The following is a 19,442-nucleotide window of genomic DNA, read 5'->3' as shown; positions in this document are numbered from 1 at the left end:
ACGGGTGGAGGATTCGGGTGCGGCGTACATGGCGACCCGGCGGACCGATGGACGGCCGTCGGGGGTGCGGAGCGTGAGGGCGGAGCCTGTCCGGGACGGCGGGCTCCAGCCGCTGGACCGTGAACTGAACAGGGAGTGCCGGGAGTTCGCCGAGGCCTTGCGGGGGCTGTTCCTGGAGCTGGGCATCTCGGTGCGGCGGTACGCGACCCGCTGCTACCTCAACCCGGGCACGCTGTCCCGGTACTTGGCGGGGTCGCGGATCGCGCCGTGGCCGTTCGTCGAGGAGATGCTGCACCACCTGGACGAGGACTGCGGCGCCCGGCTGGAGCCGGCGGACCTGGACCGGCTGCGTGCGCAGCACCGGGCGGCGCTGCGCACGGCGGCGTCGATCGGCCGGGCGGTGCAGCAGTTGGAGGGCCAGTTGCAGGCGGCGGACCGGGAGGCCCGCCGGGCGGGGGCGCGGGAGGAGCAGCTCGACCACGCGCTGGACGACACCCGGCAGTCGATCGCCGACCTGGACGCCCGGCTGGTCCGCCTGGAGTCCCGCCCGCCGGTGCCGAAACCACCGGCCCCGGACCCGGCGCCGCCCCCGCAGGGCCGGCCCGCACCGCAGGACCGCTCCGCGCTGCTCGCGGAGCGCGACGCGCTGGCCAACGAGGTGGACCGGCTCGCCGAGGAGCTGGACCGGGCGCGGGACCGGGCGACCTGCGCGGAGACCCGCTGCGACCTGTTCGAGCGTCAACTCGCCCTGGTGGAGCAGCAGCAGGGCCTCTCGGAGACCCCGTTTCCGCCGGCCCGTCCGCTGGAGGAGGGCCCGCCGCCGAAGGTGCTGCTGGTGGATGACCGGCCGGACAACCTGATGGTGCTGGAGGAGGTCCTCGGGCCGCACGGGCACCGGCTGGTGCGGGCCGCGTCGGGTCCGGACGCGTTGCGGGCGCTGCTGGAGCCGGACGAGGTCGCGGTGATCCTGCTGGACGTGCAGATGCCGGGGATGGACGGCTACGAGACGGCCGCGCACATCAAGCGCCGGGCCCGTACCCGGGACATTCCGATCATCTTCGTCACGGCGATCGGCACGGACCCGGACCACTCGATGCGCGGGTACGCGGCGGGCGCGGTCGACTTCATCCCGAAGCCGGTCGACCCGTGGGCGCTGCGCGCGAAGGTCGCCGTCCACGTCGAGCTGCACCGCGAGCGCCGCCGTCACGCCACGCTCCCGGCGCCGGCCCGCCGCACCGTCGCGAACGCCGTCGCGAGCACCCCGGCGAGCACCCCGGTGAGCACCGTCGCCGGCCCGGCCACGAGCCCGGCCGACCACCGGACGGCGGCGGCGGCGAGCGCCCGTCAGTGATCCGCCGGCCCGCCGGGTACCCAGTTGCCGTGCAGGCCGAGCGGTACCCGGACGGGCAGGTGGATGCGGGCGACGGGTTCGCCGGCGAAGTCCTGTGCGGCGAGGATCACCAGGTCGGCCGCGCCGCGTTCGGGGTTGTGGGCGTAGGCCATCAGGTAGCCGTCGTCCTCGGCGGCGGGTGTCTCGGCGGGGACGAACACGGCCTCGCCGATGGCCCCGAACCGGCCGAACTCGTGGGCCTCGACGGTGCCGCGCAGCAGGTCGTGCTTGAGCAGGGCGCTGCTGAACCCCTCGTCGGGGCGCGGGTCGTCGGGGCCGGTGGGTGCGGCGTACAGTTCGGCGGCGGCGGCGTACCCGTAGCGGTGCGGGCGGCCGACCCGGCGGGGGTCGACGCGCGGGAACTCCTGGGTGCGGTCGTCGAGCCGTTCCTCGCGGATCGTCCCGGCCGCCAGGTCGATGCGCCAGCGGTCGAGGGTGGGGCGGCTGCCGCCGAAGTCCCGGATGGCGAAGCCCTCGGGGTGGCGGACCACGTCGACGACCACCTCGTGGCCGTCGTCGTAGGCGTTGAGGGTGTGGCCGACCAGGCACGGCGCGACGTCGAACCAGCGCACCGGCCCGCCGTGGCGCGACATCACGCCGACGCGTGCCTGGTGGGTGTCGTCCCAGGTGAACGGCACGCCGGTGGGCAGGTGGGCGGGGCTGAAGACGACGGGGGCGTCGTACAGCACGACGTGGTGCTCGGTCAGCGCGAAGTCGTGCATGTACGGGTTGCCGGGGGTGTGGATCAGCGTGGTGTGCCGGACGGCGCCGGTGCGGTCCATCACGATGTGCTGGACGTGTTCGGAGCCGTACCGGAACGCGAGCGAGTGCAGTTCCCGGGTGTGCGGGTCGAGGACGGAGTGCGCGTTGGCGCTGTAGCCCTCGGGGGTGGCGCCGAGGTTGCAGGGGCCCAGGGTGTCGAGTTCGTAGGTGAGTTCGTAGGGGCGGATGCCGCCCTCGATCAGCGCGAACGTCCGGCCCGCGAGGCCCGCGACCTGGACGTTGGGGGCGAAGTCCAGCCGCGGGTCGGCGGGGGTGCCGCGGCGCGGCTCGCCGAGGTGGTCGGCGACGGCGGCCGAGCGCACCCAACGGTTGCGGTACCACTCGGCGCGGCCGTCGCGGATGCGGACGCCGTGCACCATGCCGGGGCCGAGGGTCCAGATGTGCGCGGCGGGGTCCTCGATGCCCAGTGCGTTGGGGCCGTTGCGCAGGTAGCGGCCGTTCAGGTGGGCCGGTATGCGGCCGGTGACGGGCAGGTCGTGGGCGGTGACCTCTTCGGCGACGGGGGCGAAGCTGCCGGTCAGGTAGCGGTTGGTCGTCATGCGCGGTGTCCTTGTCCGTGGGTCGGTTCGGCGAGGAACGCCTGTCCGACGGCCGTCATCAGGGCGTCGAAGCGGTCGGCGGCGGTCTGCGGCGGGAAGTGGCCGGCGAGTTCGAGGCTCACCGCGCCGTGGGCGGCGGCCCAGAGCAGCTTGGAGATCTCGTGCGCGTCGCCGGGCGCGAACACGCCCGCGTCGATGCAGGCCCGGACGGCGGTGACGGAGGCGTCGAAGGCGTGGTCGGCGGCGGCCAGCGCCTCCGGTCCGGGCCGGTAGCCGGGCACGGCCTGTTCGAACATCACCCGGTAGTAGGCGGGTTCGGCGAGGGCGTGCGCCCGGTAGGCGGTGCCGAGGTCGTTCAGGGCGGTCAACGGGTCGGCGGCGCGCGGGACTTGCTGCTGGGCGCGGCGCAGCCGGGCGAATCCCTCCCGGTAGAGGGCGTCGGCCAGGCCCTCCTTGCCGCCGAACATGGTGTACAGGACCTTGGTCGAGGCGCCGATGCCGGTGGCGATGCGGCGCATCGTCAGGGCGGCGGGCCCCTCGGTGACCAGGAGGTCGATGGCGTGGTCGAGGATCGCGGTCCGCACGGCGTGCTGGCCGGCGCGTTGCGCGTCCTGGTAGGGCGTGCTGAGCTCGTTCACGGGTAACACCGTAGCCTACCGGTAACAGCGTTACCCACACTTTCCGACAATCCGTTGCCACGTCAGCCTCCCGTTCCCGCACGGAAGTTCGTGGTGGCGATCTGCTCGTGACTTACTGGTAGGAAACTTTCCTTTCAACTAATCTCCGGGGAACCGTCCTGCCCGAAGGGAACCCTCATGACGACCGACACCACACCAGCGGACGTGTTCGAGGCAGCCCTGGAACCCGTCCCCTCACCGGACTTCACGGAGGAGCGTCCGGCGCCCGCGGCCCGCCTGGTGGTCCTGCTGGTGGTCGTGGTCACGCTGCTCGGCTCGGCCGTCGGGTTCGCCCTGCACACCTGCCAACGGGACGGCCCGCACCGGATCGTCCGGGCGGACGCGACGTTCACCCTCGACGAGCCCGGCCTGTACTACCGCGACGCCGCCTCCGGCCGGATCGCCCGCGCCCCGCACCGCGACGGCGGGTCGGCGGTGGCCGGCGGCCCGTCCTGCGAGCGCTTCTACGCGGCGGGCGACCGGGCGCTGTGCCTGCGCACCAAGCCGGGCCGGCCCCCCTGCACCGAGGCGGTGGTCTACGACCGGCACTTCCACCGGCTGCACACCTTCGTCCTGCCGGGCACTCCGAGCCTGGCCCGGGTCTCCCCGTCCGGGCAGGTGCTGTCCTGGACGACCTTCGCGACCGGGCGCTCCTACGCCGCCACCGGGTTCGGGACCCGCACGTCGGTCCTCGACCTGCGCACCGGCTCGCTGGTCCGGTCGATCGAGACCATCCCGCTGACCATCGACGGCGACCGCCCGGGCGACAGCGACCCGCGGAACTTCTGGAGCGTCAGCTTCGCCGCCGACGACAACCGCTTCTACGCCACCGTCTCGGTCGGCGGCCGCACCCACCTCGTCGAGGGCGACCTGCGGGCCTGGTCGGCGCACGCGCTGCGGGAGAACGTCGAGTGCCCGGCGCTGTCGCCCGACGGGACCCGGATCGCCTTCAAGAAGCGGGTCTCCCCCGGGACTGCCGACCCCTGGCGGCTGTACGTCCTCGACCTCGCCGACCTGCACGAACACGCCGTCGCCGAGACCCGCTCCGTCGACGACCAGGCGGCCTGGCTGGACGCCGGGACGCTCGCCTACGCCCTCCCCGCGCAGGACGGCCGTGCCACCGACCTCTGGTCCGTCCCCGCGGACGGCACCGGCCGGCCCCACCTGCTGGCGGCCGGTGCCTCCTCCCCCGCGAACCTCGCCTGACGGTCGGCCAGGACGCCGCCGCTCAGGGCACCGCCGCCGGCCCCGCGAACCTCGCCGACCTCGTCGGACGACTGCTCAGGACGCCGCCGCCTGTCGCCGGCACGCCTCGTCCAGCGCCTTGGTGTCCTCGAACACCTCGTCCGTGGTCATCCGGCCCCAGCGCAGCGTCAGCCACTGCACCGCCTCGTTGCGGTAGGCCGTGCCGTCGGCGAGCGTGGCCTCGACGTCCAGCCGCACCACCACGGTGGTCCGCCAGGGCCAGCCCCGGACCACCACGTCGCGGAGTGTCAGCCGCAGGCCGGGGAAGCGTGCGAACAGCGCCCGGAACCAGTCCTCGAACGCGTCGCGCCCGGTCAGCTCCGCGCTCACCGGCGTGTCGCCGACGAACCGGAACCGCACGTCCGGCGCGGCCGTCTCCACCGCCGCCAGGTAGTCCCCGGCCCCGATCCGCCGCCACAGCGAGCGGACCTTCGCCCGGGTGATCGCGTGATACATCACTGCCTCCGCCGTCCCGCCCGCGCCCCCGCGGCGCGCAGGCGTCTCACCGTACCTCCAGGTTCGCCATCATCCCCATGTCCTCGTGCTCCGCGTTGTGGCAGTGGAACAGGTACCGGCCCCGGTAGCCGTCGAAGCCGGTGATGATCTCGGCGGCCTCACCGGGCCGCAACGAGACGGTGTCCTTCAGTCCGGCGTCGTGCGGCAGCGGCGCGCGGCCGCCCCGGCTCAGGATTCGGAAGCCCACCAGGTGCAGGTGGACGGGGTGGTGGACGTCCGCGATCAGCCGCCACACCTCGACGTCGCCGAGCCGGACGCTCACGTCCTCGCGCGCCGGGTCGAACGGGCGGCCGCCGATCAGCCAGCCGTGGCCCTCGCCCATCTTGCCCGCCCGGAACGCGAACTCCCTTGTCCGCACGGCGTCTTCGCGCCGCCACGGCGGCAGGTCGGTGGCCGGCGCCGACGGCACCCGGGTGTCCTCGCGCTGAGCCCGCACCACCCGGAACGCCATCACCTCCCGGGTCCGCCCGCTGCCCAGGCGGTTGCGCAGCCGGACCGTTCCGCCCACCGGCACCGTCCCGAAGTCGACCAGCAGGTCGTAGCGTTCGGCCGGCGCGAGCGGCAGCCGGCGGTGCGTCACGGGCGCGGCCAGCAGGCCCTGGTCGGCGCCGATCTGCACCAGTTCCAGCGCCCGCCCGTCCTGGTCGACCGCCTCCAGCTCGTAGTGCCGGGCGTTGGACGCGTTCAGCACCCGCAGCCGGTGCCGCACCGCCGCCACCTCGTGCACCGGCCACGGCGCGCCGTTGACCAGGATCACATCGCCCAACACCCCTGCCATGTAAGGCTCCTGGACGCCCGGGCGGTCGCGCAGCCCGGGGTCCAGCGACGGGTAGTCCAGGCTCCCGTCGGCACGGAACGCCCGGTCGGTGATCACCAGCGGCAACTCCCGCTCGCCGTCGGGGAGTTCCAGCTCCTTCTCGCGGTCGTCGCGGATGATGTGCAGCCCGGCCAGGCCGCGCCAGATCGCGGGCGCGGTGAAGTCCATCCGGTGGTCGTGGTACCAGAGCATGGTGGCGCGCTGCTCGTTGGGGAAGGTGTACTCGCGCACCACCCGGCTCTGCACGGCCCGCGGGTCCGCCATCCCGCCGCCGTGGTGGTGGCCGCCCGACTCCGTCCAACTCCCGGGCAGTACAAGGTCGGTGGGGTATCCGTCGGATTCGGCGGGGGTGCGTCCGCCGTGCAGGTGGACGACGGTGGGGACGGGCAGCTCGTTGCGGTGCGTCACCACGGTGGGGCGGCCGCGCCGGGCCTCGATCGTCGGGCCGGGGAAGCTGCCGCCGTACGTCCACACCGGGGTGCGCACGCCGGGCAGGATCTCGGCGACCGCCTCCCGCTGGGTGATCTCGTACCGGTCCACGCCGCCCGCGGTGGACACCGGCGCCAGCACCTGCGGTCGCGGCAGCGGCACCTGGAACGCGGGCGGCAGCGCGATCGCGCTGCGCAGCAGGGCGCCGGTGCCGGCCGGCCGGTGCGCGAGCGCCGCGGCCGAGGCCAGGCCGCCCGCCGTCAGCAGCCCGAACGCGCCGCCGAACGCGAGCACCTGCCGCCTGCTGAAGCCGAGTTGACGCTCACTCACCGCGCGCCTCCCGCACCCGGCCGGGCAGCGGGACGCGCAGCACGGCGATGGTGAGGACGGTGATCCCCACGACGGTCGCCACGCCGAGCGGCAGGTGCAGCCAGAGCACGCCGTCGAGTCCGGCGAAGTACTGCACGGTCTCGGCGACCACCACCAGGGCGGTGCCGATCAGCGGCCAGCTGATCCGGCTGCGGAACCACAGCACCATGACGGCGATCAGCTGGAGGTAACCGAGGCTGGTGACGGCGTTCGCCCCGGCCAGGTGCCAGCCGAGGCCGTCGTAGGACCCGCTCAGGTACACGCCGGCGAACACCGGCTGCCCAAAAACCGCCACCGTGTGCACGGCCGCCAGCACGCGCACCACCTGCCCGGCGGGGCCGGTCCTGGCCCGACGTTCGGGGACGATTGACACAGCCATGCCGGGAACTCCCTCAACTCTTCTACTGCAGACGGAACTTGTCGCCCTCCCGACGTTATGCCCCGACTGCTGTCCCGTCTAAGATCAATATTGCTATGGGGTTATGCCACTGCGGGCATGGCCGGGCGGCACCGGACGGGGAGCAGCGATGGACCTGCACGCACTGACCCAGTTCCTGGTGGTGGCGCGGTTGGAGCACCTGAGCCGGGCCGCCGAGGAACTCCGCGTCGCCCAGCCCTCGTTGAGCCGCACCATCGCCCGGCTGGAGGACGAACTCGGCACCCCGCTGTTCGACCGCGTCGGCCGGCTGCGCCTGAACGAGGCGGGCCGACTCTTCCGCGGCTACGCGGAGCGCTGCCTCGGCGAGTTGGAGGCCGGACGGCGGGCCGTGGCGGAGGCGGCGGGCGACGGCTTCGGGACGGTCCGGCTGGCGTCCGAGACCTTCCTGACGTTCACCGCGCCGCTCGCCGCGTTCAAGCGCGCCCACCCGGCCGCCGAGGTCGAACTGCGGCAGCTCTCGGTCGATCTGATGGTCCGTCAGCTCAGGGCCCAGGAGGTCGACCTGTGCGTCGCCTCGCAGCCGATCCGCACCGACGGCCTGCACAGCGCCCGACTCCTCGACGAGCCGGTCTTCCTGGCCGTCCCCGACGGGCACCCGCTGGCCGACCGCGAATCCGTCGACCTCGCCGACCTCGCCGCGCTCCCGTTCATCACCGCTCGCCCCGGCCACTGGAACCGCCGTCTCCTCGACCACCTCTTCACCGCCCTCGGCCACCCGCCGCGCATCGTCTGCGAGAGCGACGAACTCGCCGCCGTCGCCGACCTGATCGCCGCCGACCTGGGCGTCGGCCTGATCCCCGCCGTCGGCCGCCGCACCGCGGCCCGGCTCCCCCTCGCCCTCCTCCCCGTCACCACCCCCGCCTGCCGCCGCACCCTCACCCTCCACTGGTCCACCACCGCCCGCCTGTCGCCCGCGGCGGCCCTGATGCGCGAGATGCTCGTCAACTGGTCCTGGACACCGCCTTCTTGACCACCGCCCGGCACCAATACCCCTGCCGGGAGAGCCCCTCCACCGCCACCGACCGCCAAGGCTCCGGCCCCGCCACGGTGTTCGGCTCCACCGGCCTTCGGCCGCGCGGACAGCGCGCGCGAGGCCCTGCGCAGGTCATCGACCCGCACCGCATCGCACACCGCACCGACGCCCGCGGAACCGACCGCACCACCCCGCGACCATCCGCCGTCGACCCACGCGCCCCCACCCGCCGCCGGACCGCCATCCGCCCGCGCGACCCGTACCCCCATTCCGCTACACGCGTTGCGCAATCGCCGCCGCCCCCACTAGCCTCATCCCGTTACGAAACACGCGTAGCGGAATCGGGAGGTGGACCCATGGCCAGGCCCCGCGACACCGGCGTCGACGCCAAGGTGCTGGACGCGGCTCGCGGACTGCTGCGCGAACGCGGCTACGCGGGCTTCGCGCTGGACGAGGCCGCCGCCCGGGCCGAGGTGGCCCGGACCACCGTGTACCGGCGCTGGCCGACCAAGGACCATCTGGTGGTGGCCGCCTTCGCCACCATGTTCGAGACCGCGCCGATCCGGGAGACCGGCGACCTCCGGGCCGATCTGGCCGACACTCTCGCCGCGATCGCCACTGGCCTGCGACGGCCCGAAACCCGTTCCCTGGTAGCCGAGTTGGTCGCCGCCGGCACCCGCCACCCGGAACTCGGCGACGCCCTGCACGCCCTGTGGGCGCAGCGTCGCACCGCCGCCGCCGAGCTGCTCGACCGGGCCGCCGCCCGCGGCGACCTCCCGGCGGACGCCGATCCCGCGCTGATCCTCGATCAGTTGGTCGGCCCGCTCTACTACCGGGTGCTGATCACCGGCGACCCGGTCGACGCCCACTACGCCCGCGCCGTGGTCGACGCCACGCTGGCGCGCCACCGTTGAAGATCCGACGATTCACCAGGGGGAGACCGTCATGAGCCTGTTCAGCTGCGAGGTTCGCGCCGAGGCCGAGTTCCGGGGCACCCCGGAGGCCGTCTGGCGGCTGCTGACCGACCACGCCCGCTTTCCGCAGTGGCACCCGGTGGTGGTGCGGGTCGAGGGCGAACTCGCCGTCGGCGCCCGCCAGACCGAGGTGATCCGCACCGCCTCCGGCCGCGAGCTGACCTTCCACCCGGTGCTGACCGTCGTCGCCGCGGGCCGTGAACTCACCCGCGCCGGCCGTCTCCTGCTGCCCGGTCTGCTCGACAACACGCACTCCTACCTGATCGCCGATCTCGGCGACGGCCGCGTCCGGGTCGTCCAGCGCGAACGTTTCACCGGCCTGCTCGCGCTGTTCCTGCATGGCCGAACGGCCCGCGACACCGAGGCCCGCTTCACCACCGCGCTCGCCAACCTCGCAGGCCAGGCCGCTCTCGCGGGGTAACGTGGCCCGGTGAGCGGCACGGAGATCGACGACGACGGCATGGTGCGGGTGCGCGGCGCGCGGGTGCACAACCTGCGGGACGTGGCGGTGGCGGTGCCGCGCGGGGCGGTGGTGGCGTTCACGGGCGTGTCGGGGTCGGGGAAGTCCTCGCTGGCGTTCGGGACGCTGTTCGCGGAGGCGCAGCACCGCTACCTGGAGTCCGTCTCGCCGTACGCGCGGCGGCTGTTGCGGCAGGTCGAGGCGCCGCGGGTGGACGCGGTGACGGGCATGCCTCCGGCGGTGGCGTTGGAGCAGCGCCGTTCGGCGCCGTCCTCGCGTTCCTCGGTGGGCACCATCTCCACCATGTCGAACCTGCTGCGGATGCTGCTGTCGCGGTGCGGCGACTACCCGCCGGGCGCCGCGCGGCTCGATTCGGACGCGTTCTCGCCGAACACCCCGGCCGGTGCCTGCCCGGAGTGCCACGGGCAGGGCGTGCTGCACCGGGCCACCGAACGCTCCCTGGTCCCCGACCCGTCGCTGTCCGTCCGCGAGGGCGCGATCGCGTCCTGGCCGGGCGCGTGGCAGGGCAAGAACCTGCGGGACATCCTCGGCGTGCTCGGCCACGATCTCGACCGGCCGTGGCGGGAGCTGCCCGCCGCCGAGCGCGAGTGGATCCTGTTCACGGACGAACAGCCGGTGGTGACGGTCCACCCGGAGCGCGAGCCGGGCCGGATCCAGCGGCCGTACCAGGGCAAGTACAGCAGTGCGCGCCGGCTGGTGCTGAAGGCGTTCTCCGAGTCCCGCAGCGAGTCGACGCGCGCCAAGGCCGCCGCGTTCCTGGAGCAGTCGCCCTGCCCGCTGTGCCACGGCCACCGGCTGCGCCCCGAGGCGCTGGCGGTGACGTTCGCGGGCCTGCCGATCACCGGTCTGGCCGCTCTGCCGGCCGACCGTCTCGCCGCGCTGCTGCAGCCGTTCACCGCCGACGAGGGCCCGGCCGGCCTGATCACCGCCGACCTGGCGGAGCGCCTGTCCGCGCTGCGCCGCCTCGGCCTCGGTTACCTCTCGCTCGACCGCGCCGCCCCGACCCTGTCCACCGGCGAGTTCCAACGCCTGCGCCTGGCAACGCAGTTGCGCTCGGGCCTGTTCGGCGTGGTGTACGTGCTGGACGAGCCCTCGGCGGGCCTGCACCCGGCGGACACCGAGGCGCTGCGCGAGGTTCTCGCCGAGCTGCGTGCCGCGGGCAACTCGGTGTTCGTGGTGGAGCACGACATGGCGGTCGTCCGCGGCGCGGACTGGCTGGTCGACGTCGGTCCGGGCGCGGGCGCGGGCGGCGGAGAGGTCCTGTACAGCGGGCCGGTGGACGGCCTGCGTTCCGTCTCCTCCTCCGCCACCCGCCGTTTCCTCTTCGCTCCCCCGCCCCCGCCCGCGTCCCGGGGCCGCACCCCGTCGGGCGTGCTGCGCCTGCGCGGCGTCACCCGGCACAACCTCCGGGGTGTCGACGTGGACGTGCCGCTGGGCGTGCTGACGGCGGTGACGGGCGTCTCGGGCGCGGGCAAGTCGACGCTGCTGGGCGCGGCGGCCGAGGCGGCGGCCGCCGACCCGTCCGTCGGCCGGGTGGTGACGGTCGACCAGACGCCGCTGGGCCGTACCCCGCGCTCCAACCTGGCGACGTACACGGGCCTGCTGGACGTCGTCCGCAAGCTGTTCGCGGCCACCGAGGAGGCCCGCCGGCGCGGCTACGACGCGGGGCGGTTCTCGTTCAACGTGGCGTCGGGTCGCTGCCCGACCTGCGAGGGCGCGGGCTCGATCGAGGTCGAACTGCTGTTCCTGCCCACCGCGTGGAACCCGTGCCCGGACTGCCACGGCAGCCGCTACAACCCACAGACGCTGGAGATCGCCTACCGGGGCGCCACCATCGCCGACGTCCTGGCGATGACCGTCGACGACGCCGCCCCGTTCCTCGCCGACGTCCCTGCCGCGGCGCGCATCCTGACCGTCCTCCAGCAGGTCGGCCTCGGCTACCTGCGGCTCGGCCAGCCCGCGCCCGAGCTCTCCGGCGGCGAGGCCCAACGCGTCAAACTGGCAGCCGAGTTGCACGCCGCGCGGCGACAGCACACGCTCTACCTGCTGGACGAGCCCACCACCGGCCTGCACCCGGCCGACAGCGAGGTCCTCGCCGCCCAGCTCCACCGCCTGGTGGACTCCGGCGGCACCGTCCTGCTCGCCGAGCACCACCTCCCCCTCGTCGCCACCGCCGACCACCTCATCGACCTCGGCCCCGCCGGCGGCACCGGTGGCGGCCGCGTCCTCGCCACCGGCGTCCCCGCCTCCCTCACCGCCACCCCGGGCAGCCCGACGGCCCGCTACCTCGCGTCGTACCTCGGCTCGGACTGACCCAACGTGCGGTAGCTTGAGGCGACTTGACGCAACCGCACCACGGTTGTCCGGCCCACGCTCTACGCTCGGCCTCGGGACACTCCGAGCCGTGGGGGACGACTGATGGACCGTGACGACATCGAACTGGCCGACGCGATCGAGGCGATCCGCCTGGGACTGCTGGACGCCTCCGAGCGCGGCCGCGGCCAGGCCATCCAGTTCGAGGTCGGCCCGGTCACTCTCGACTTCACCGTCGAGCTCAAGCGCGACGCCCGCGCCAAGGGCCGCATCAAGGCCTGGGTCGTCTCCGCCGACGCCGAAGCAGGCGTCGCACAGACCCGCACCCAGAAGGTGTCGGTGACGCTGACGCCGAAGGACGCGGCCACCGGCGGCAGCGTCGACATCTCCAACGACGACCTGGGCAGCCGGGACGGATTCTGACCGTGGCTCTCCTCGCCCACCACGTGGCGGCGGTCCGGGGCGAGACCCAGGGCAGCGGCTTCCTGCTCAGCCCGCGGCTGATCCTCACCGCGGCCCATGTCGGCGGGTCGGTGGTGGAGGCCGCTGTCCTCGACGGAGCCGGCTGGACGATCTGCATCGCCCTGTGGCGCTCCGACGATTTCGACGCCACCCTGCTGCTCGCCATCAACGACCTGGTTCCCGCCGCGTCCTTCGAACCGCTCGGCTGGGGCGCGGTCGAGACGCTCGACCCCGTCGAGGGCTGCCACCTGACGGGTTTTCCTCGGGTGGGGCGCGACCGGCACGAGCGCCTCGACACGGTCCAGGTGCCGGCCACCCTCGCTCCGGCCTCCGGTCGCCGGGCCGGGCGCCCGGCCCTGCTCCTCCAGCAGCACCCACCCCGTTCCCCGGCCGACGCCGCCTCGCCGTGGTCGGGCATGTCGGGCGCCGCCGTGGTGTGGCAGGACCGCCTGCTCGGCATCGCCGTCCAGGACCGGCAGCCGGACAGCTGGCAGCACTCGCAGCTCGCCATGGTCCCGATGACGGCGCTGCTCGGCGACCCCGAACTCCGCGCCACCCTCATCAAGCACCTCGGCCGGCTCCCGCACCTGGAAAGCGTTTCCCCCGCCGGTCTCGCCGACCGCACCTTCGAACGCGAGTACGCGCGGGACATCGAGGCGGACTACGGCCGGATCCGGATCTTCGGCCTGCGCCAGTCCGCCGGCCACGACCGCCGCGGCTGGCACCTCACCACCTCCTACCTGAGCCTGGAGATCCGCTCCACCGGCACCGTCACCGGCTCCGGCACCGGCTCCGGTACCGTCACCGTCACCGACCTCGGCCCGCAGCGCGCCGAGCGCGTCCTCGCACACCGCCGCCGGGTCCTGGTCCGAGGCCAGGCCGGCTCCGGCAAGACCACCCTGGTGCAGTGGCTGGCCGTCGGCGCGATGAACGGCACCCTCGGCGAGGACCTGGCCGCGTTCAACCACCGCGTCCCGTTGGTCCTCCAACTCCGCAAGCTGCACCGCAAGGGCGTCATGCAGCCCCGCCCCGAGCAGTTCCTGACCCTCGACGACCGGATGTGCGCCGACCGCCAACCCCCCGGCTGGGCGCACCGCCTGCTCGGCAGCGGCCGCGCGCTGCTGCTGGTGGACGGCCTGGACGAGGTGCCGAACGAGCAGCGCGACGAAGCCCTCGACTGGCTGGAACGCCTCCTCGACCACTACCCCGACACCCTGACGGTGGCCACCGTCCGCCCGTCCGCCGTCCCCCACGACTGGCTCGCCCACCTCGGCTTCGACGAACTGCTGCTCTGCCCGATGAACAGCGAGGACCGCCGCCGACTCATCGCCCGCTGGCACCGCGCCGCCCTGCGCAACCTCCTCGACACCCCGCACGACGACGCGCAGGAACGGCGCTGGCAGCAGGAGATCGAACAGGACCAGGCCGACCTGCTGCGCACCCTGGAGTCCGTCCCTGAGCTGTCCCTGCTCACCGACAGCCCGTTGCTCTGCGCGATGATCTGCGCCCTCAACCGGGAGTCGGACGGCGCACTGCCGCGCAACCGGATGGCGCTGTACCGAGACGCGATGGCGATGATGCTGGTCAAGCGCGACGAGGGCCGCAAGGTGCAGGGCGCGGAGCAGCTCCGGGCGTCCGAGGAGGAGCAGTCGGCGATGCTCCGCCGGATCGCCCACTGGCTGGTGCGCAACAACCAGTCCGAGGGCCACCGTCGCGATGCGGTCGCCCAACTCGCCAAGGCACTGCGCGACTTGCCCGGGGTGGCCCGCCACACCGACGCCGAGCAGGCCTGGGTCCACCTGCTCAACCGCACCGGCCTGATCACCGAAACCGGCCCCGACACCTTCCAGTTCATCCACCGCACCTTCCAGGACTACCTGGCCGCCATGGAGTTCCGTGAGGAACGCGACTTCGGCCTGCTCGCCGGCCACGCCGCCGACGAACAGTGGGGCGACGTCATCCGGATGACCGTCGGCCACTGCGGCCGGCGCGAACGCGCCGAACTCCTCACCGCCGTCCTCGCCGAGGGCGACGCCGCCCCGCCCGAACTCCGGCCCGACATCCACCTGCTGGCCGCGACCTGCCTCCCGAGCGCTCCAGAACTCGACGGCGAGGTCCGCGCGGCGATCCTCGCCCGGCTCCGCGACCATCTCCCCGCGCTTCTCCGACCCCAGGCCTCCGCCCTCCGGTTGGCCGCCGTCGGGGAGGACCTCGTTCCCCTGCTGAGCGAGATCGTGGAGAGTGAGCCGGAACTCGTACGCAAGGCATACCAGTTGGTGCCGAACGTCCTGGGGTTCATCGGCGGCGGCGATGCGCTCGCTCTGCTGGCGACGCTGGCCGAGCAGGACGACCCACTGCCGAGCGTCGTCCGCCAGTGGCCGCACTTCGAGTTCGACGACTTCGCCCGACGGGTGGTCCGCCGCGCCGATCTCTCCGCTATCTCGGTGCGGCTCTGCTCCCTCGCCGAGATCGACGCACTGGCCGACCATCCGACGCTGCGCCACGTCGAACTCAGCGGGCCGGCCATGCCGGTCGACCCGCTCCGATGGAGTCAACTTGCGCCCGCAGTAGAGACGTTGACCATCAATTCCCTCCCCGGATTGCGGGACCTCTCCTTCCTCCTCGGATGGAAGCACCTCAGCAGCCTCGGCCTCCACCAGTGCCCGAACCTGGACGACCTGACCGCACTGATCCACCTGCCGCTCGGCTCCCTCTCCATCCGATCCGTCCTGACCGGGCAGCAGTTCCACGAGCTGTGGGCCATCCTGGGGAGCATGCCGAAACTACAGGCCCTCACACTGCCGGCACCGAGTGCCGCAGTGTGGCCGGCCCTGGCGCCGATGACCGGCATTCAGGACCTGGGCCTGGTCGACGTTCCTCCCCACTACCCGCTGGCCCACGTCCACCCGACGTTTCCCGGCCTCAAGAGCCTGGCCCTACGGCTCGCCCACGACTGCACCTCGCTCGACCTGACGCAGCTTCCCGACCACCTTCGACTGGCCCTGGACATTCCGGAGTCGATCTCGGTTTCTCACCTGATCGGCCGGGAACGCTTTCCGGCGGATCGCCTGACCATCTTTCGACTCGGCGGTTCCGCTCCGCCACGCTGAATGGAGTGCCCGCCCTACCGCTCCGCCCCGCCACGCCCGCCGACCTGCCCCTGCTGCCCGGGCTCCAACTCGCCGCCGGCGCAGCCTTCCGCGCCATCGGCATGCCGGAGATCGCCGACCACCCGCCGCCCTCCGCCGCGGACTTCGCGCCGCACCAACAGCTCGGCCACCTCTGGGTCGGCGCGGACCCCGCCGACCGACCGCAGGGCTTCCTGCTGGCCCGTCCCCTCGACGGCTGCGCGCACATCGAGCAGGTCAGTGTCCACCCGTCCGCCGCCGGGCGGGGGTTGGGACGGGAGCTGATCGACCACGTCGAGGGCTGGGCGGCCGGGCGCGGGCTCGCCGCGCTGACGCTGTCGACGTTCCGCAGCGTCCCGTGGAACGCGCCCTACTACCGTCGGCTCGGCTTCCGCGAGCTCGCGGACGACCGACTCACCGCCGCGCTGCGGCAGGTGCTCGCCGAGGAGGCCGCCTTCGGACTCGACCTCGCCGACCGGGTCTGCATGCGGCGCCCGGTCACGCTCCCCCGTCCGTCCGCAGCAGCGAGTAGATCACCTGGTCGTGCCACCGCCCGTCCCGCCACTGGGCCGACCGCAGCACGCCCTCGCGCGTGAAACCCGCCTTCTCCAGGGCGCGTTGCTCCGCGACGTTCGCGCAGTCCGTCCAGGCCTGGAGGCGTTCGGCGCGGGTGTGGGCGAACAGGTAGTCGGCGAGGAGGCGTTGGGCGCGGGTGCCGGTGCCGCGGCCCTGCGCGGTGGGGATCAGGCCTATGGCGAGGGTCCAGCAGGCGGAGGTCTCGGGGCGGCCCCAGCTGCCGGGGAACCACTCGACACGGCCGACGGTGCGGCCGGACTCGGCGACGGCGAGGACGCCGCCGTCCGCGCCGAGCAGCCCGTTCTCGGCGAATCGGCGGCGCACGCCGTCCGTCGAGCGGTAGCCGAACCACTGGTAGGGGCCGACGCCGTCCGGGCCGCCGAACTCGCGCTCGAAGAGGTCGAGGTCGTCGGCGGTGACGGGTCGCAGCGTGATCTCGGCCGGCATGGCGGGCAGCTCCTTGATCGTCTCGGGTTCGGCCCCACCCTACGACGTCGCGTCAAGCAGAGTCTCCACAGCGGAAGTTCATGAGTTCTTCTGCTCGCCGCAGCCGAACAGAAGCCCAACCACGGGGCGCGCGAAAACGGTTCCGCAAATCGCGGCGAGCACGGCGTGGAACGGCCCCGACGGGGTAGCCGCGCCGGGACCAGCCAGCACACGCCGCCGCACGCCGTCGATCAGGTGAGGTTCCGCCGCATGCCCGTCGCCACGTCCCGGTCCACCGCCGTCACCCTCCCCGAGGGGCCGTTCCCCCACGTCGCGCTGAGTGCGCAGCTGCGCTTCGAGGCCTCGCTGCCGTACGGGGTGTGCCTCGCGTTCCCCTCGCGCGGGCCGCAGGGCGAAACCCTCGAGTGGTACTTCGGACGGGATCTGCTGGCCGAGGGACGCCTCGCGTCGGCCGGCGACGGCGACGTCCGGGTCGAGCCAGGTCCGGACGGCCGGGTGCTGGTCACGCTGAACCCGCACGACGCCGGGCGGACCGTGGTGAGCGTTCCGGCGAAGGCGGTCGCGGCGTTCCTCAACGACGCGTTCACCCTGGTTCCGCCCGGCACCGAGTCCGAACACCTCGACCTGGACGCCGTCCTGGCCCAGCTCTTCCCCTGAACCGCGACAACGCGCGACTCGGCCCGGCCACCGGGCGCACAGAGCGCGGTAGTGGCCGGGCCGACGCGACATGCTCAGCGTCCGGGTGCGGCCACCGCTCGCTCGACGGGGTCGGCGCGGACGAGCCGGCCGGGCGGCGGCAGCGCGGGGTAGACCTTGTCGACGGGCCGGAGCACGGCCTGCGGCGCCGCCTCGTCGGGGTGCCCCGGCACGCCGCCGGTGGCGGGAGTGCCGCCGGGCGTCGCCGAGTCGGCGGGCAGCGGGACGCCGCCCGGCGTGGCGATGTCCTCGGTCAGCGGAACGCCGCCGGGCGTGGCGATGTCGCCGATCCCGAACGGATCACCGGGCGCGACAACCGTCGTGTCGGCCGTGGGGTCGGCCGGAGCGACAACCGAGGTGTCGGCCGTCGTGTCGGCTGTCGTGTCGGCCGGAGCGACGACCGCCGTGTCGGCGGGCGCGGGTTCGGAGGGCCGGACCGGCGCGCCGAGGGCGGCGGCGGAGGGGGCCAGGAGCAGGGTGAGCGCGGCAGCCGCGAGTAGCGCGGCGCCTCGGGGGTGCGGTGCCATGGGGGTTCCTCGTGATCCCGGCCGGGCGGCACGCACGCTCTGCGGCGGCAGGCCCAGCTGCGGTCGGAAGGGGTGATGGGACTGCCCGATACGTAACCGCTCGTCACAGCATTCGCGCGGCACCGACCCGCATTCCATTCCGACGGTCCATCCGCCGGGGCCGCCCTCCCCCGTTCGGCCCACCACCGCTTGCGCCACCACCGCTTGCGCCGCCACCACTCAGCGACTGCGGTCCGCCTCCTCCTTCAACTCCCTTGCCAATTCACACACTTGCTCGTCGCTGTGCAGGTACGGACCGTCCGGCCCGGTCCGCAGGTCGATGCCGTACAGCAGGTTCAGCGCCCGCCAGGGCACCTCGTCCCACTCCAGCGCATCGTCCGTCACCCACCGCCGGGCCCACCGGTCGGCCGTGTCCCGGTCCACCCGGCCCTCGGCGACGGCGCTCAGCCACCCCGCGATCTCCGCCGCCCCCGGCTGCTCCCCGCTCACCCCGCGCCCTCCACCGCGCCGCCCAAAGCGCCTTCCGCCGCGCCGTCCACCCCGCCGTCCGCCGCCTCCTGCGCGGCCAGGACCTCGTCACCGTGCTCGAACGCCCAAGCCCCGAAGGCGTCGATCGGACCCAGCAGGGTGCGGCCGAGATCAGTCAACTCGTACTCCACGACCCGGCGTTGAGGGTGGCGATCGATCAGGCCGTGGTACTGGAGGCGGCGCAGCGTCTCCGTCAGCACCTTGGAGCTGATGCCGCCGATCCGCTCACGCAGCTCGACGGGGCGGTGCGGGCCGTCGCGCAGCGCCCAGAGCACCACGGCGTTCCAGGTGTTGGAGAGCAGGTCGAAGGCGAGACGGGCCCGGCAGTCGGCGAGGAAGGCGTCGGTGGTCACGTACCGAATGGTGCCCGACCGGTTCCCTACTGTCGAAGGAGATCGACCGAATCCCGTACGGAGTGGAGCAGTTGTGGAGCAGTTGACGACCGGTGAAGCGATGGCGATCGGTGTCCTCGGGACGGGCCGGATGGCCGACGCGCTCGCCACCCGGTGGGCCCGCGCGGGGCACCGGGTGACCGTCGGCGGCCGGGACGCGGCCAAGGCCCGCGCGCTCGCCGAACGGATCGGGCACGGGGCTCGCCCGGCCGGACTGTGCGAGGCTGCGGGGGCCGGCGAGGTGGTGCTCGCCGCGCTGCCGTACGGTGCGGGAGCGGAGGTGGTGCGCGAGTTGCGCGACGTGCTGGCGGGCCGTGTCCTGATCGACTGCGCCAACCCGATCGGCCCGGGCTTCGACCTGCTCACCGGCCACGGCCCTTCCGCCGCCCAGCAGTTGGCGATGGCTGCGCCGGAGGCCCGGGTGGTGAAGGCGTTCAACCTGTGCCACGAGGACGTCTGGCGGCTGCGGCCCCCGGTCTTCGACGGCCGCCCCCTCGCCGTCCCGCTCTGCGGCGACCACCCGGACGCCCTCGCGCGCACTGCCGCACTGGTCCGCGACCTCGGCTGCACGCCCGTCCAGGCCGGCCCGTTGACCCGCGCCCATCTGCTGGAGGCCACCGCCGCGCTCTTCATCGGCCTCTGGCTCGGCGAGAATGCCGACGCCCAGGCCGTAGCCCCGCCCCTCGCCCACGCCGCCGGGTGACCCGCCCGGCGCGGTCACGTCCCGATCTTGCGGAGGAG

At 73.7% G+C, this 19,442-nt stretch carries 20 protein-coding genes; 11 read left to right on the top strand and 9 right to left on the bottom strand.

Translation table 11 applies throughout. From position 1 onward, the window contains the following. The first annotated feature begins 73 nt into the window (after positions 1-73). Complete coding sequence (locus AMK19_RS33010; RefSeq protein ID WP_073819067.1) at positions 74-1,351, top strand: response regulator; 1,278 nt, start codon at positions 74-76, stop codon at positions 1,349-1,351. Here AMK19_RS33010 and AMK19_RS33005 read toward each other — a convergent pair. Next, a complete protein-coding gene (locus AMK19_RS33005; RefSeq protein ID WP_073819065.1) occupies positions 1,345-2,712 on the bottom strand; it encodes a carotenoid oxygenase family protein in 1,368 nt (455 codons plus the stop codon). The two genes, AMK19_RS33010 and AMK19_RS33005, sit on opposite strands and share 7 nt — an antisense overlap. Further along, entirely contained in the window at positions 2,709-3,350 is a 642-nt protein-coding gene (locus AMK19_RS33000) for a TetR/AcrR family transcriptional regulator (protein WP_073819063.1), read from the bottom strand. The genes AMK19_RS33005 and AMK19_RS33000 overlap by 4 nt, the downstream gene beginning before the upstream one ends. 177 nt (positions 3,351-3,527) lie before the next feature. On the opposite strand from AMK19_RS33000, the gene AMK19_RS32995 reads away from it, so the two are divergent. After that, entirely contained in the window at positions 3,528-4,595 is a 1,068-nt protein-coding gene (locus AMK19_RS32995) for a hypothetical protein (protein ID WP_083647563.1), read from the top strand. Between the two features lie 75 nt (positions 4,596-4,670). On the opposite strand, the gene AMK19_RS32990 is transcribed toward AMK19_RS32995, so the two are convergent. From AMK19_RS32990 to AMK19_RS32980, 3 genes are read right to left on the bottom strand one after another with little or no spacing between them, the layout of a single operon-like run. Beyond that, positions 4,671-5,090 carry a nuclear transport factor 2 family protein gene (locus AMK19_RS32990; RefSeq protein WP_073819061.1) on the bottom strand — a complete coding sequence of 140 codons (420 nt, stop codon included), beginning with the start codon at positions 5,088-5,090 and terminating at the stop codon, positions 4,671-4,673. A 46-nt stretch (positions 5,091-5,136) separates the two neighbouring features. Continuing rightward, entirely contained in the window at positions 5,137-6,726 is a 1,590-nt protein-coding gene (locus tag AMK19_RS32985) for a multicopper oxidase family protein (RefSeq protein ID WP_083647562.1), read from the bottom strand. Next, on the bottom strand, positions 6,719-7,144 hold the full coding sequence (locus tag AMK19_RS32980; RefSeq protein ID WP_073819059.1) for a hypothetical protein: 426 nt from the start codon (positions 7,142-7,144) through the stop codon (positions 6,719-6,721). The genes AMK19_RS32985 and AMK19_RS32980 overlap by 8 nt, the downstream gene beginning before the upstream one ends. A 148-nt stretch (positions 7,145-7,292) precedes the next feature. Between AMK19_RS32980 and AMK19_RS32975 the strand changes: the two genes are divergently transcribed. The 7 genes from AMK19_RS32975 to AMK19_RS32945 all read left to right on the top strand — a co-directional run bounded on the left by AMK19_RS32975 (position 7,293) and on the right by AMK19_RS32945 (position 16,131). Beyond that, positions 7,293-8,174, top strand: a complete 882-nt coding sequence (locus tag AMK19_RS32975; protein WP_073819057.1) for a LysR family transcriptional regulator — start codon at positions 7,293-7,295, stop codon at positions 8,172-8,174. A gap of 359 nt (positions 8,175-8,533) precedes the next feature. Next, entirely contained in the window at positions 8,534-9,091 is a 558-nt protein-coding gene (locus AMK19_RS32970) for a TetR-like C-terminal domain-containing protein (RefSeq protein WP_073819055.1), read from the top strand. Positions 9,092-9,122: 31 nt separating this feature from the next. After that, the gene (locus AMK19_RS32965) at positions 9,123-9,572 is read left to right on the top strand and encodes an SRPBCC domain-containing protein (protein ID WP_073819053.1); all 450 of its coding nucleotides are present in this window, start codon (positions 9,123-9,125) and stop codon (positions 9,570-9,572) included. 39 nt (positions 9,573-9,611) lie between these two features. Continuing rightward, the gene (locus AMK19_RS32960) at positions 9,612-11,945 is read left to right on the top strand and encodes an ATP-binding cassette domain-containing protein (RefSeq protein ID WP_073819111.1); all 2,334 of its coding nucleotides are present in this window, start codon (positions 9,612-9,614) and stop codon (positions 11,943-11,945) included. 105 nt (positions 11,946-12,050) lie between these two features. After that, complete coding sequence (locus AMK19_RS32955) at positions 12,051-12,368, top strand: trypco2 family protein (RefSeq protein ID WP_073819051.1); 318 nt, start codon at positions 12,051-12,053, stop codon at positions 12,366-12,368. Between the two features lie 2 nt (positions 12,369-12,370). After that, positions 12,371-15,517: an NACHT domain-containing protein gene (locus AMK19_RS32950; protein WP_073819049.1), complete on the top strand. Its 3,147-nt coding sequence runs from the start codon at positions 12,371-12,373 to the stop codon at positions 15,515-15,517. A gap of 5 nt (positions 15,518-15,522) precedes the next feature. Further along, complete coding sequence (locus AMK19_RS32945) at positions 15,523-16,131, top strand: GNAT family N-acetyltransferase (protein ID WP_073819048.1); 609 nt, start codon at positions 15,523-15,525, stop codon at positions 16,129-16,131. Here AMK19_RS32945 and AMK19_RS32940 read toward each other — a convergent pair. Then, positions 16,034-16,558, bottom strand: a complete 525-nt coding sequence (locus tag AMK19_RS32940; RefSeq protein WP_073819045.1) for a GNAT family N-acetyltransferase — start codon at positions 16,556-16,558, stop codon at positions 16,034-16,036. The two genes, AMK19_RS32945 and AMK19_RS32940, sit on opposite strands and share 98 nt — an antisense overlap. A 249-nt stretch (positions 16,559-16,807) precedes the next feature. Between AMK19_RS32940 and AMK19_RS32935 the strand changes: the two genes are divergently transcribed. After that, positions 16,808-17,215 carry an SsgA family sporulation/cell division regulator gene (locus tag AMK19_RS32935; RefSeq protein ID WP_073819044.1) on the top strand — a complete coding sequence of 136 codons (408 nt, stop codon included), beginning with the start codon at positions 16,808-16,810 and terminating at the stop codon, positions 17,213-17,215. Between the two features lie 74 nt (positions 17,216-17,289). Here AMK19_RS32935 and AMK19_RS32930 read toward each other — a convergent pair whose 3' ends face one another. The 3 genes from AMK19_RS32930 to AMK19_RS32920 form a co-directional block, all read right to left on the bottom strand. Beyond that, entirely contained in the window at positions 17,290-17,781 is a 492-nt protein-coding gene (locus tag AMK19_RS32930; protein WP_073819042.1) for a hypothetical protein, read from the bottom strand. Between the two features lie 219 nt (positions 17,782-18,000). Continuing rightward, a complete protein-coding gene (locus AMK19_RS32925) occupies positions 18,001-18,270 on the bottom strand; it encodes a hypothetical protein (RefSeq protein ID WP_073819040.1) in 270 nt (89 codons plus the stop codon). Beyond that, a complete protein-coding gene (locus AMK19_RS32920; RefSeq protein WP_073819038.1) occupies positions 18,267-18,662 on the bottom strand; it encodes a winged helix-turn-helix transcriptional regulator in 396 nt (131 codons plus the stop codon). Before AMK19_RS32920 ends, AMK19_RS32925 begins: the two co-directional genes overlap by 4 nt. A 100-nt stretch (positions 18,663-18,762) precedes the next feature. Here AMK19_RS32920 and AMK19_RS32915 point away from each other — a divergent pair, with 100 nt between their 5' ends. After that, positions 18,763-19,404, top strand: a complete 642-nt coding sequence (locus AMK19_RS32915) for an NADPH-dependent F420 reductase (protein WP_073819109.1) — start codon at positions 18,763-18,765, stop codon at positions 19,402-19,404. The last annotated feature ends 38 nt before the right edge of the window (positions 19,405-19,442 follow it).

The organism is Kitasatospora sp. CB01950, from assembly GCF_001905465.1.
In the GTDB taxonomy this organism is placed as follows: Bacteria; Actinomycetota; Actinomycetes; order Streptomycetales; family Streptomycetaceae; genus Kitasatospora.
This window is presented reverse-complemented; position numbering and strand designations above follow the sequence as displayed.